Origin of the sequence: Bifidobacterium myosotis, from assembly GCF_002259745.1 — a bacterium.
Taxonomy (GTDB): Bacteria; Actinomycetota; Actinomycetes; order Actinomycetales; family Bifidobacteriaceae; genus Bifidobacterium; species Bifidobacterium myosotis.
This window is the reverse complement of record NZ_MWWW01000004.1, coordinates 89,938-103,724: the sequence shown is the minus strand read 5'-3', so window position 1 is coordinate 103,724 and position 13,787 is coordinate 89,938. Positions and strand designations below refer to the sequence as shown.

General features: G+C 64.1%; 8 protein-coding genes and 1 pseudogene. 7 read left to right on the top strand and 2 right to left on the bottom strand.

The genetic code is table 11. The annotated features are described in order from the left end of the window. Window positions 1-6 precede the first annotated feature (6 nt). The 3 genes and pseudogenes from BMYO_RS02015 to amrS all read left to right on the top strand — a co-directional run bounded on the left by BMYO_RS02015 (window position 7) and on the right by amrS (window position 4,623). Window positions 7-1,413, top strand: coding sequence for a PIF1 family DEAD/DEAH box helicase (locus BMYO_RS02015; RefSeq protein ID WP_094666918.1), 1,407 nt, complete (start codon window positions 7-9; stop codon window positions 1,411-1,413). A 119-nt stretch (window positions 1,414-1,532) separates the two neighbouring features. Continuing rightward, window positions 1,533-3,473: pseudogene (amrB, locus tag BMYO_RS11985) on the top strand (AmmeMemoRadiSam system protein B); the annotation flags it as partial. Next, window positions 3,460-4,623: an AmmeMemoRadiSam system radical SAM enzyme gene (gene amrS / locus BMYO_RS02000; RefSeq protein WP_094666917.1), complete on the top strand. Its 1,164-nt coding sequence runs from the start codon at window positions 3,460-3,462 to the stop codon at window positions 4,621-4,623. The pseudogene amrB and the gene amrS, both read left to right, overlap by 14 nt. A 28-nt stretch (window positions 4,624-4,651) precedes the next feature. Here amrS and BMYO_RS01995 read toward each other — a convergent pair whose 3' ends face one another. Further along, window positions 4,652-6,640, bottom strand: coding sequence for an SCO7613 C-terminal domain-containing membrane protein (locus BMYO_RS01995; protein WP_140493483.1), 1,989 nt, complete (start codon window positions 6,638-6,640; stop codon window positions 4,652-4,654). Between the two features lie 948 nt (window positions 6,641-7,588). Here BMYO_RS01995 and BMYO_RS01990 point away from each other — a divergent pair. From BMYO_RS01990 to BMYO_RS01975, 4 genes are all read left to right on the top strand, one after another. Next, window positions 7,589-9,391 (top strand): proline--tRNA ligase, encoded by a 1,803-nt coding sequence (locus BMYO_RS01990; RefSeq protein WP_233428021.1) that lies wholly within the window; start codon window positions 7,589-7,591, stop codon window positions 9,389-9,391. A 415-nt stretch (window positions 9,392-9,806) separates the two neighbouring features. Continuing rightward, the gene (locus tag BMYO_RS01985) at window positions 9,807-10,505 is read left to right on the top strand and encodes a single-stranded DNA-binding protein (RefSeq protein ID WP_094667058.1); all 699 of its coding nucleotides are present in this window, start codon (window positions 9,807-9,809) and stop codon (window positions 10,503-10,505) included. 49 nt (window positions 10,506-10,554) lie between these two features. Next, complete coding sequence (locus BMYO_RS01980) at window positions 10,555-10,851, top strand: type II toxin-antitoxin system RelE/ParE family toxin (RefSeq protein ID WP_223851972.1); 297 nt, start codon at window positions 10,555-10,557, stop codon at window positions 10,849-10,851. Further along, window positions 10,820-11,167, top strand: coding sequence for a HigA family addiction module antitoxin (locus BMYO_RS01975; protein ID WP_233428020.1), 348 nt, complete (start codon window positions 10,820-10,822; stop codon window positions 11,165-11,167). The genes BMYO_RS01980 and BMYO_RS01975 overlap by 32 nt, the downstream gene beginning before the upstream one ends. Window positions 11,168-11,402: 235 nt before the next feature. Here the strand turns inward: BMYO_RS01975 and BMYO_RS01970 are convergent, their stop codons facing one another. Continuing rightward, a complete protein-coding gene (locus BMYO_RS01970; protein WP_094666913.1) occupies window positions 11,403-13,586 on the bottom strand; it encodes a M13 family metallopeptidase in 2,184 nt (727 codons plus the stop codon). Window positions 13,587-13,787 lie beyond the last annotated feature (201 nt).

The window sequence follows — 13,787 nt, the reverse complement described above, 5'->3', positions numbered from 1 at the left end:
CAGCACATGCGTCAAACCGAAGCCCTGACCATCCTGAACGCCGGCGCGAACGTGTTCCTGACCGGCGCGCCGGGCGCGGGCAAGACGTACACGCTCAACGAATTCATTCGTCAGGCGCGTGCGGGCGGCGCCGAAGTGGCCGTCACCGCATCCACCGGTATCGCGGCCACGCATATCGACGGTCAGACCATCCATTCGTGGAGCGGCGTCGGCGTGGCCACGAGTCTGACCGCCAACCTCCTGAAACTCATCCGCTCCCGACGCCGGCGCAAGATCCAGGCTGCGGATATCCTCGTCATCGATGAGGTGTCGATGCTCCACGCATGGCTGTTCGACATGGTCGATCAGGTCTGTCGCATGGTGCGTCATGATCCGCGGCCGTTCGGTGGCATTCAGGTGGTGCTGTCCGGAGACTTCTTCCAGTTGCCGCCCGTATCCGTTTCGGGCCGCAACAACGATGTGATTGCCCCGACCCCCGAATTCGTCGCCGCGCGTGAACGGTACGCCAAGGCCGGACGCAATCCGGAGGGTTTCGTCACCGAATCGCTGGTTTGGGACGAGCTTGATCCCGCCGTCTGCTATCTGACTGAACAGCACCGCCAGGACACCGGCGACCTGCTCACCGTGCTCACCGACATTCGCGCCGGAGCCGTGACCCAACACGACCGCGACGTGCTCGTCACACGGCTGGGCCGCATGCCGGGGCCCGATCAGGTGGCGGTCCATCTGTTCCCCGTGAACCGGCAGGCCGACGGGCTCAACGATTTGCGCCTGAGCCAGATATCGCTCGAGGAGCACACCTTCCACGCCGAGGCTGCGGGGCCGGTGAATCTCGTGGACCGGCTCAAGAAGAACATGCTGGCGCCCGAACGGCTGGTGCTCAAAACCGGTGCGGCGGTCATGGCGCTGCGCAACGACGCCGACCGGCAGTTCGTCAATGGCTCGCTCGGCACCGTGCGCGGGTTCGCGCCCGAAACCAAGGGCGGATGGCCGATTGTGGAGTTCGAGAACGGCAACATCGTGACGATGAAACCGGCCACGTGGGAGATGATGGACGGCGACACCGTGCTCGCATCCGTCTCCCAAGTGCCGTTGCGATGCGCGTGGGCCATCACCATCCACAAATCACAGGGCATGACGCTCGACCGCGCGGTGATGGACCTGCGGCGCACGTTCGCGCCGGGTATGGGCTATGTGGCGCTCTCCCGCGTCGAATCGCTGGACGGACTGTATCTGGCGGGCGGCAACGAGCGCATGTTCTTGGTCTCGCCGGACGCCGTGATGCTCGACGGCGACCTGCGCGAGGCTTCGGCGGCTGCCAGTGACCAACTGGGCCGCGAGGGTGCCGCCGCGTTCAAGCCCACCGGCCTCGCCGCCGGGGATGACGAATTCGATCAGGACGCCCTGTTCTAGCGGTCCGCACATCTACCGTCCGCTTCGGCCCCGCTTCGGCGCGCGGCGAACGCACTACGATAGATGGTGAGGTGGTCGTTATGGTGCGTTCGAATATATCTCAACGAAGCGTTACGGCTCGCCCGGCGGCCGTGGCCGGTGCGTTCTACCCCGCTGACCGCGTGACGTTGAAACGGCTCATCAATCATCAGCTGGACTACGGGCGCACGCTGTTGCGCACGCTTGCCCCGCAACTGCCGTCCGGCGCGCCCAAGGCGGTGATTGTGCCGCATGCCGGATACGTCTATTCCGGCACCACGGCGGCGCTCGCTTATGCATTGCTTGAACGTGGGTGGGGAACCGTGACGCGGGCGGTGATCGTAGGACCGACCCATCGTGTCGCGGTCCGCGGCGTGGCCTGCTCCACATGGGATGCGTTCGATACGCCGTTGGGCGAGGTCCGGGTGGATACGGCAGCCGAGCGCGCGGCATTGGGACTGGACTCACAGCGGCTGGGCTCGCCGGAACAGCATGGTGTTTCACAAGACGTTTCACGGAATGTTTCACGCAGTGTTTCACAAGAGGGTGATGGTGGACTGCGTTCCGGCATGAGCGCGACGGTCCATGCGCCGGCTTCCGCGCTCATCGTCAACGATCCCACCCACGCGCAGGAGCATGCGGTGGAGGTGCAGATTCCGTTCCTGCAGACCATATTCGGCCCTGACCTTACAATCGTGCCGCTCAACGCAGGCGATGCGTCGCCGAGCGAGGCGGGCGATGTGCTGCGCACGCTGTGGGGCGGTCCGGAAACCGTCATCGTCATCAGCTCGGACCTGTCCCACTACCACCCGCATGCGTACGCCCGTGAGCTGGACGACCACACCATCGCCGACATCCTCGCTTTGCGTGCGCCCATCAGTCCACGGCGGGCCTGCGGCGCATATCCGATCAACGGGCTGATCGATGTGCTGACCAACCGGACGGACATGCGCCTGTTCGAACTGGGTTGCGCCACCTCGGGCGATAACGGCGTGGTGGCGCTCGCGGGACAGCCGCGCCCGGCCATGTGGGACGCCGACGAACCTGTGGTGGGCTACGCCTCCTTCGCCGCATGGGAGGACGGCCGGGACGACGCGCATGCGGACGATTGCACCAGCGAAGGCGAGGATGCGCGCGAGCTTGCGCGTAACGATGCTGGTGGGCATGAGTGCGACGAGAGTAGCGAGGAATCGCGCGCCGGCGATGACGGACGCGATGGCGATGATATTTGCGCTCGCGAGGATGCGCACGACGATCGGGGGAGCGTGCTGCTTGCCCTTGCGCGTGCCGCCATCCGCGAACGGCTCGGGCTTGATGATGCGGCTGATGATGGAGTCGATGGCGTATCTGATGGCGCAGCTGGTCATGATATGAACGCCGAAGGTTCGCACAATCATGATCGGCGCGGCGCTGAAAGTGATGCTGAGGGCGGTCGATCGGCTTGGACGTCCCGGCAATCCCGCCCATGGTCGGGCCAATCTGTCGCGCGCATACTCGTCGCCAATCCGTGGCTCGAGGAATCGGGAGCGAGCTTCGTCACGCTGACCGAAGGCGGGCGGCTGCGCGGCTGCATCGGCTCGCTGGTCGCCTATCGGTCGCTCGGTAAGGACGTTGCGGCTCACGCGGTGGATGCCGCGGTCCGTGACCCGCGTTTCAACCCTGTCACGGCGGCCGAATACCCCTTACTCGATGTGGAGGTGTCGGTGCTGGATGAACCGGAACCCATCATGGTGGCGCATCCTTCGCATGCTTTGGCGGACGAAGCCGATACCTCCGCCCACGGCAACGAGGCCGCAACCCGGCCGGTGCGGTCCCGTAGTGAGCTTGAAGCCGCGCTCCGCCCGGGTCGCGACGGCCTCATCCTCGCCGACCATCGTGGCCGGAGCGCCACCTTCCTGCCGCAGGTGTGGGACGAGCTGCCGAACCCGCACGAGTTCGTCTCCCATCTGCTGGCCAAGGCCGGCATCCGCCCGGACTATGACTGGACGAACGGCGACATCGACTGCCAACGGTACGAGGTGACCGCCTATGCCGAGCATTGACGGGATGGTTGGGCCTAAGCGCAACCCTGCAACAGGCTCCGCGGCCGGCACAACGTTCGGTCCTGTGACCGGTCCGGCCCTTGATTCCAGAATCAACCCCGCAACCGGTCGCTGGCAGACCCGATTCGCTGACGGCACCGGCCGGGCACGCTGCGAGCTCTGCCCGAGACGCTGCGTGCTACGCCCGGGGCAGCGCGGGTTCTGCTTCGTGCGGTCGAATCACGACGGCATCATCATGTCGGACACGTATGGGCGCAGTTCCGGCTTCGCGGTGGACCCGGTGGAGAAGAAGCCGCTCAACCATTTCCACCCGGGCTCCAGCGTGCTGAGTTTCGGTACGGCCGGGTGCAATTCGGGATGCCGGTTCTGCCAGAACTGGGACATCGCCAAGGCACGTAGTTTCGACCGGCTCGGTGTGGAGGCCGGGCCGGAGAAGATCGCCCAGGTGGCGTCGGACCGCGGCATCGAATCGGTGGCGTTCACGTACAACGATCCCATTGTGTTCGCCGAATATGCCATCGACACGGCCGCCGCATGCCGGGCGCGCGGCATCCATCCGATCGCCGTAACCGCCGGATACATGAGTGCCGCGGCCCGCCCGGACTTCTACGCGGCGATGGATGCGGCGAACATCGACCTGAAGGGCTTCACCGAGGACTTCTATTGGAAGGTGACCGGCACGCATCTGGCCGACGTGCTGGCGACCATCGAATACGCGGTCAATGAGGCCCGTACGCCGGATGGCGGGCGCGTGTGGGTGGAACTCACCACGCTGCTCATCCCCGGCCTCAACGACGATGACGCCCAGCTGCATGCCGAATGTGCGTGGATACGCGACCATCTGGGGATGGACGTGCCGTTGCACTTCTCCGCCTTCCATCCGAGCTATCGGATGATGGACGTGCCGCCCACCCCGCACGAAACGCTCACCAAGGCTCGGGGAATCGCGCTCGCCGAGGGGCTGCATTACGTGTACACCGGCAACGTCCACGACCGTGCCGGCGACACCACGTTCTGCCCGAACCCGGATTGCCGGGCCACGCTCATCGAGCGGGACTGGTATCGCATCATCGACGACCGGCTGTCCACGTCGCGCGGCGGCGACGGCCGTTGCCCCGAATGCGGCACGCCCATCGCCGGGCGATGGTAGGCGATGGTAACCGGCCGAAGATTGTGGACTAACGCAGCTCGCTGATGCGGACGCCGAAGGTGCGCAGTGATTTGAGGCTCGCCTCATATCTCGCGGCCACCACGATAAGCAGCACGCCACCGATCAGCAGCCACACCCACCAGTATTGGCGCGAGAACTCGGCAAGCCACGGCCATATCACGGTCAGCACATGCGCCACCAACACCACCGTGCCGTAGAGCAGTGGTGCCTGCAGCCCGCGCAATGCGCCGATCAGCACGGTGCACAGCGCGATGGCGAACAGGGCGAGCATACGGGGGAAGGACGGTGACTCGTACCAGCTCATGAGCAGCGGTGGTGCCATCAGCAGCGTCAACGGCAGCCATAACGCAGGCCAACTGCGCAACCGCGGATTGACCGCCAGCCGATGCACGCCGACGATCAGGGTCGCGGCCCCGATTAGCATAGCAATGAGATCGGCTGGGGCATACGGTCGCGAAACAGCCCAAGACCACAGCACCAGTATGACGGCCACCGACCCGGTGATCCATGTGGCCAGTACGACCGGCCGGTCGAGTCCGCGCGTCCGGTGTTCCGGCTGCTGCGGCACCGTTGACATGGCCGGCATGGGCTGTGCGGTTGGTATAGGCTGTGCGGTTGGTGCGGGCTGCACGGTCGGCTCGGATGGCGAGGGCTGCACCGGCAGCGGATTAGCCGCACGCAGTTCGGCGATGACGCAGACCGTGAGCATGACGATGAACGCGGCCATTGCGGTGACCAGTGAGGGGAGATCGTCACGGCTGAATTCGCTGACCGATATCACCGCGAGGATGAACGATCCGACGCCGCTTGCGGCCGTGCGCTCCGCCGGGCTGATTGCGGTACAACGTCCGGATCGCGGCAACAGACAACCCAACGATATGGCGACGGCTCCCACCGCCACGGAGGGCAGGTAGGCGGCCATACGTGCCACGGCGTCGCCGGACAACGTCGGATCAAGGGCACGATGCAGCGGAACCGAAATCGCGGTGCAGGTCCAGAAGAATCCCACCGTCGGCGGCACTCGCAGCAGTGCGGTGAAGGGACGGCCATTGCCCCACGAGACCCTCCGATGCGCCGCGATGAGTACCAGCGCCCAGATTGCGGGAATGATGCCGCAGATCGCGGTGGCGACGGCGAATGGCTCGCCGTCCGATGCGGTGCCGAACATGCTGAAGGACAGGGGCGTGAGCAGCAGCATTGCGGTGATCAGCGAAGCCAGCCATTCGAAATCCGAGGTGCGGGAGCGACGATCCGTATGGATGACCGCCGCCGCAATCGAGGCCACCAAGGCGGCCGCAGCCGCTGCAAGGGTATTCCGTACGCCGCTATCCCAGAGCGGCAGGTCGGTCATCAGTAAAACCATTGCGCATGGCAGCGAGAACGTGGCGTACAGCGAATAGGCGCGCAACGGTATGCCATGCGACTTGGCCGGGGTGGTGGCAGGTGCGCTCTGGTTCGGTGCTCCGGGATGGTCGGGCACGGTTGCCGGGGTGTGTGATGGCGAAAAGGCCGATGGGCCGCCGTTCGGTGGTGCGGCTGGCGTTCCGTATCCTGATGCCTCCGCTGTGACCACCGAGCGTTCCGGTATTGGGATTCGGCGCAACGTGAGTGCGACGAATGTGAGCAGCAGCACGATGATGCCACTGGCGAAGCCGGACGGCACACGAATCATGACGATTGGCATACGCCCGATGAGTATGGCATCGATGGTGAGCGCCGCGAGACCCGCCCATGTCAGTCCCTCGGCGGTGACGCGTAGCCATCGCGCCAATAGGGCACCGGCGGCCAGTGCGACGAGTCCCACCACGCCGATGCAGAGGGCGCGGCCGATGTCACCCAACATGTCGTACGCCACCGAAGCGAACGCGAGCACGGCAATGGTCACCAGGGAGACGCCGAGAATCAGCAGCAGAATCTGCACGCTGGAATATCGCGGCTTTGCCGGCTGTGTTGCATCGTCGGGGCGAACCGCGTGCGGTGCCGTAGATTGTGGCATGGGCTGAACCATGTGGGGCGGCTGCGGGTTCGGTTGCGATTGAGCGTACGGTTGCGGTTGCGGCCATGGTTGGAATGGCGGCTGTGCCATTGGCGGCGATGCCGGTGGCGCGGCGTGCTCCAGCCATACCGGGGGCGTGACCGGAATGGGTTCCGTTGCGGGTGCCGTCGGTATCGGCTGCCCGTATGGCGTCGGATATGACGCCGTATATGACATTGGGTGTATCGGTGTGGGGGCGTACTGCGGCGCGGCACCGTAGTACGGCTCCTGCGGCGGCGGTCCCTGCTGCGGTCCCGGACGCTGCGCCGGCGTGGCCGACGGTCCCCTCATCGATTCCGGCGGTTCTGCCGGAGGGCGGTAATACGGGTAATCATCGGTATCGACGGTGTGTTGTTGCTGGGCGACGAATCGCCGTGACGGTTGGAATGGGGATTCCTGCGGCGTTGCAGGTGGCGTGGCATGCGTGGCATCGTGCGGGACTGTCGCCGGCGTCGTCGCCGGCTGCCGTGCCGTTGTCCCCTCCGGTACCGGTTCGTGAGGTTCGTGCAGGTCGGACTGCGGCGGGGTTTGGTGCGGGACGTTCTGCCGGGCACCGGGAGATTCCGGTTGTCGGGCGGACGGACTGGACGTGCTGGACGTATTGGACGGACTGGTTGGCTGCGTCATGGTGCCCCCTTGCAAAATCCCCTTCACCGCCCATTGTCTCACGGCGGGACGCGAACGCCAACACTGGCGTTGTGTGGCTTTGTCCGGCTTCGCCCGGTGTCGTCAGCCTGGTGCCGTTTGTCAGTTACTCGTTCAGCTACTCGGTCGTAGGCCATCGGTGCCGCGCCGGTTTCATACGCCAATCGCATGCGCCGCCGCGACATGGATGGTGACGTGCGAAGCCCCGGACGAATTGGCGGACGGGCGTGAAGCTTGTCTGTTCACGCGAATATCTTGGAACACATGACTTCCAATACCCTTCGTATGTCAACCCTGTTCCTGCGCACGTTGCGCGAGGACCCCGCCGACGCGGACGTCGATTCCGCGAAGCTCCTGCAGCGCGCCGGATACATCCGCAAGGCGGCCCCCGGCATCTGGACCTGGCTGCCGCTCGGCCTGCGCGTGCTCAACAAGATCGAAGCCATCATCCGTGAGGAGATTAACGGCATCGGCGCCCAGGAAGTGCACTTCCCGGCCCTGCTGCCGCGCGAGCCCTACGAGGCCACCCACCGCTGGGAGGAATACGGCGACAACATCTTCCGTCTCAAGGACCGTCATCAGGCCGACTACCTGCTGGCCCCGACGCACGAGGAGATGTTCACCCTGCTCGTCAAGGACATGTACTCGTCCTACAAGGATCTGCCGGTTACGCTCTACCAGATCCAGACCAAGTACCGCGATGAGTTCCGCCCGCGCGCCGGTCTGATTCGCGGCCGCGAATTCATCATGAAGGACGCCTACTCCTTCACCATCGACGAAGAGGGCATGCGCAAGGCCTACTACGACGAGCGCGGCGCCTACGAGCGCATCTTCCAGCGTCTCGACCTGAAGTACGTGCCCGTGTTCGCCATGTCCGGCCCGATGGGTGGCTCCGCTTCCGAGGAGTTCCTCGCCCCGATGGCCATCGGTGAGGACACCTTCGCTCTGGCACCCTCCGGCAAGGCATGGAACGTCGAGGCGCTGCACACGCCCGAGCTGCCGGAGATCGACGCTTCCGGCACCCCGGCGATGGAGACGCGTGAGACCCCGGATTCCAAGACCATCGAGGCGTTGGTCGATACCGCCAACCGTCTCTACCCGCGTGAGGACGGTCGCGAGTGGACCGCCGCCGACACGTTGAAGACCGTCGCCATCACGGTGATGCACGCCGAGGATGAGGACCACGACAAGCCGTGGCGTGAGGTCATCGCCGTGGCGGTGCCGGGCGATCGTCAGGTGGATATGAAGCGTCTCGAAGCCCAGTTCGCGCCGTCCGAGATTGAGGAATCCACTGAGGAAGACCTGAAAGCCCATCCTGAGATGGTGGCTGGATACATGGGCCCGATGGCATTCGGCAAGCAGGGCGAGGCCGCCAGCGTCGCCGAACCGGTGCGTTTCTTCGTGGACGCGCACGTCGTCAAGGGGTCCGATTGGATCATCGGTGGCGACGAGACCGGCAAGCACCGCTTCCACGCGGTCTACGGCCGTGACTTCGAGGCCGATGGCGTGGTGGAGGCCGTGGAGGTCCGCCACGGCGACATGAGCCCGGACGGCTCCGGCCCGTTGAGCTTCGAGCGTGGCGTCGAGATCGGCCAGGTGTTCCAGCTCGGTCTCAAGTACTCCAACGCGCTGGACCTCAAGGTGCTCGACCAGAACGGCAAGGCCGTGCCGGTGTGGATGGGCTGCTACGGCATCGGCGTCTCCCGTGTGCTCGCATGCATCGCCGAAACGCATCATGACGAGGCCGGCCTGGCTTGGCCGTCCGTGATCGCGCCGGCCCAGGTGCATGTGGTGGCAACTGGCAAGGACGAAGCCGCGTTCGAGGGCGCCGAGAAGCTGGTCGCCGATCTTGAGGCCAAGGGCGTCGAGGTCATCTACGACGACCGCAAGAAGGTGTCGCCGGGTGTGAAGTTCAAGGACGCCGAGCTTATCGGCGTGCCGGTCATCGCCGTGGTGGGCCGTGACTTCGTCAACGACGGCACCATCGAGATCCGCGATCGCAACGGAGAGAACAAGGTTGCCGTGCCCGCCGATCAGGCCGTGGAGACCCTGCTCGAGCGTCTGTGACGCCATAGGGTGATGCCCTCGATGCCCGGTCTCCTCCGATGGGGCATCGACCGTATCGTCATAGATCATGAAAACGCCATCGCGCCGTGCCGCACTGCGGTAACGCGCGATGGCGTTCCTTTTCGCTGACGGGGTGCTTCCAGCGGTCCTTGTCAGCGATTCGTCGATTATTATTTGGCTCCCCTTGCGTTGTGCGTTCCTTCTTTTGTAAAGGTCGTTTGCCTAATGGTGGATAACCGAAAGATATCCACAGGCGCGGTGAAGCCCACTGCGTCACGGTATCCACATTTGCCGGTCGGGCTTGTCCTGACCGATTCCGGTCCCTCACAGTGGAGGTACCGCCGGCCAATCTGCCCGCAATGACGCGCAGATGGCTCCGGCGGTCCATTCATGGATGCATCAGAAAGGACCGATCATGGCACATCAGCAGGCAGCAGTTACAGTCACCGGATTTGTGGCGGGCGAGCTCGTCAAAGCCGGAACCGACGCTTTCCCCGTGCTCACCTTCCGCATGGGCAGCACACGAAGTCGATTCAACCAGAACACCCGTCAGTGGGAGGACTACGCGACCGCGTGGCTGACGGTCAAGGCGTTCCGCGCAATGGCGCTCAACGCCAAGCAATCGTTGCGCCGAGGAGACCGCATCATCGTGGTGGGCGTGCTCAATACCGAGCAATGGACCACGCCGGCGGGCGAATCACGCAGTCGTACCGTCATCGAAGCCACAAACATCGGTCACGACCTGACCTTCGGCACCACGTCGTTGGACAAGCTCTCGCGCAATATCGGCGGGGCAAACGGGCAGGCCAATGCGGATGACGCCGGCGAATCCCGTGGCATCACGAATACCGGCAGTGCCGGCGATCTCGGTAATGGCGGCAGTAGCGGCAGTGGCGGCGTGCAACCGGTCACCCTCGGCGTCGACGAGCAGCGCGAATCGCAGTATACGGCCCCGGCTCCGACCGCTCAGAACGGCGTTGCGCCGAACGGCTTCGCGCCGGGCGCCGATTCCGCCGAGACATATGGGGATGTCGGAGAGCCTGGCGCGGACTCGTCTGAGCCCTATACCGACGGTTTCGCCGATGCGCCTGATGAAGGGGAGGGAGCGTTCTAAACGGCATCGCATACTAACGTTTGACGTTACTAACGCGAGGCGGTAGTATATGGTGTACATTCGCATGCGTGATAAACGGTTGCTCGACTTCCTGTTTGGCGGCCCCTATCCAAGGGGATATCCGACGGGTTGCGAGAAGCAGCTGTCGATAAAACTTCAGTGGCTGAAGGCGGCCCAGTCGTTATGGGATCTCCAAAAGCTGCCGGGCAATCGGCTTGAAGCGTTGACCGGGGATTTGAAGGGGTATTGGAGCATCCGGGTGAATCGACAGTATCGGCTCATCTTCCGATGGGACGATAAGGAAAAGGAGGCATATGATGTCTACTTCGACGACTACCATCGATAGGGCGGTCAAGCCTAATCCGTATCTGAGCACGCCCGGCGAAATCCTCAAAGAGGAGCTCATGGAGCCGCTTGGCATCAGCAATTATCGGCTGGCCAAGGCTATCGGGGTCTCGGAAACCGCGATAGGGGAGATCATCAAGGGCAAACGCGCCATCAGCGTGGCCATGGCCCACCGGCTGGGGAAGGCGTTCGGTACTACTCCCGAGTTCTGGATGAATCTGCAGCGCGACTATGAGATCTTCACCTTCGATTCGTCCGTGCTCGACGACATCCAGCCTCTGGTTCCCGATGATCGTCCGCCGCTTGAGGATGACTGATTGACGGATCGGCTGCCGGATTCGGTGGGCGTTTTGATGGCTCGGTATACCTGAGGTTCCGAGGTGATTGGCATTCCGAGTCATATGGTGAGGGGTGGTGGTTCCCGTTTCAGTGGGAACCACCACCCCTCACCATATGTGTAGGTCAGCCGTCATTGGCTGGCTGGCCTACACGCGACGGACACTACCAGCTGTTGCGCGGAGACCTCCGGAATCCGCTCTAGACCTTACGGAACTACCAGATGCGCACGCGGTCGGCAGGGTCGAGCCACATAGCGTCATCCTTGGTCACGCCGAAGGCGTCGTAGAAGAGATCCACGTTGCTGGCGATGCCGTTCGTGCGGAATTCGGCGGGGGAGTGTGGGTCGATCTGCAGGTACTGCTCGGCCAGCTCGTCACGGTTCTTGGTGCGCCAGATCGAAGCGTAGCTCAGGAAGAAGCGCTGCAGACCGGTGAACCCGTCCATGTCGGAGGCGGTGTCGAGCAACGCCTTGATGGCGGCCGGAGAGCCGTCCGCTTCGACCTCGGCGTCGGTCTTGCCGGACTGCTTGCCGAGCGCGAACGCATACGCCTTAAGCGCGATGTTCACGCCGCCCAGATCGCCGATGTTTTCGCCGATGGTCAACGCGCCGTTGACATGCGGCGCCTTGTCGGGCTCATCGGCGTACTTTTCGGCAAGCTGCAGCGGCACGAAGCCGTTGTACTGCTCGATGAGCGCCTTGGTGCGGGCCTCGAAGTGCTTGCGATCCTCGTCGGTCCACCAATTGTTGAGCTTGCCGTCGCCGTCGTACTGGGAGCCCTGATCGTCGAAACCGTGGCCGATCTCGTGGCCGATCACAGCGCCGATACCGCCATAGTTGGCCGCGTCGTCGGCGTCCGGATCGAAGAACGGGGGCTGCAGAATCGCGGCGGGGAAGACGATCACGTTCATCGTCGGCTCGTAATAGGCGTTCACCGTCTGCGGGTTCATCAGCCACTCGTCCCTGTCAACCGGCTTGCCGACCTTCTCCCACTGATAGCCGAGCTCGTACAGGGCCGCGGCCTTCATGTTTTCGGCGAGTACCGATTCGGCGTGCACGTCCAGCGCCGTGTAGTCGCGCCAATGGTTCGTGTATCCGATCTTCGGCGTGAACTTGGACAGCTTCTCCAGCGCCTTGGCCTTGGTGCTTTCGCCCAGCCAGTCGGAGTTCGAGATCGAGACGCGGTAGGCGTCGATGAGGTTCGCAACCAGCTGCTCCATACGGAGCTTCGAGCTCTCCGGGAAATGCCGGCGCACGTACTCACGGCCGACGTCCTCACCGCAGATGCCGTTGACGAGGCTCACACCGCGCTTCCACCGGTCGCGCTGCTTCTTCGCGCCGGACAGCACCTTGCCGAAGAAGTCGAAGTTGGTTCTGTCGAACTCGCGCGACAGATAGGATGCGGCGCCGACAATCAGATGCACGCGAGCCCACAGTTTCAGGTCGTCGAGGTCGGCGTTCGCCCAGAACTCGTCGATGCCGGTCAGGAAGCTCGGCTCATGCACGATTACATGCGCGAACGTCGCGCGGAGATCGAGCGGCTGCGCCTTGGCGGCCGGCGTCGCGTCATAGGCGCGCTGGAACTCGTCGATCCAGGCATCCAGGTCGAAGTGCTTCAGGGAGTTCGCCAGATCGGCGTAATCGGTCGGGTTGTAGGTCTTCACCGAATCGCGGGTGGCCACGTTGTCCCAATGGTTCGCGGCGATCCTCGTCTCGACGGCGAGGAAGCGGCGGGCCATGTCCAAAGCCTCCTCGCTCGGGGTGGGGAGGGCCGGCTCGTCGGTCTCGTCGCCCGGCTGCTGAGGCAGGTCGTCGCCCTGGTTGGGGTTGGCTTCGGCGGCCGGTGCGTACCCGGCGTTGACGAGCTGCGTGGCGACCATGGTCACGTACGCCTCGCGCACCGGCGCGTAGTGGTCCTCGCGGTAGTACGCCTCGTCCGGCAGCAGGATGCCGGCCTGCTCGATATGCAGGATGTTGAGGTCCGGATTGCCCGGGTCGCCATAGACGGCCGTGTCGAACACATCCGCGCTGTTGGTGTTGAGACGGCCGAGCGTACGGGTGAACTCCGCCTTGTCGCTGGCCTGGTCGATGGCGTCCAGATCGGCTTTGATCGGTGCGATGCCGGCCGCGTCAATGGCCGCGGTGTTAAGGAAGGAACGGTACAGGGCCTGCGATTTGGCGGCGGGGCAGTCGTCGTCCTCGAGGATGTCGCGCACCTGGTTTTCGGCGTCCTCGGCGAGCTTGTCGAAGGAGCCGTAGCGGGAACGATCGTCCGGCAGGCGGTAGGTGTCGATCCACGGTCCGTTGACATAGCGGAACAGGTCGTTGACCGGCTTGATGACGGTGGAGAACGATGCCGGGTCGATGCCCGACTTCAGTGTTTCGTGTGCGTTGGTCATGCCACCAGCCTAATCGGCGTGGGGGAGAAGCGCCGGGCGGCGAATCGGCTGTGGGCTGATTGCCGTTGAATATATAGGCAAAGTGCCTAGTTCTGCCGATGGTGTGAATTAGGCATCATGCCTAAAATAGATGCTGAAACAAGCGATGGATGCAGGTAAGGAGCGATGATGAGCGATCCGAACGACGGCATGAACCGGCAG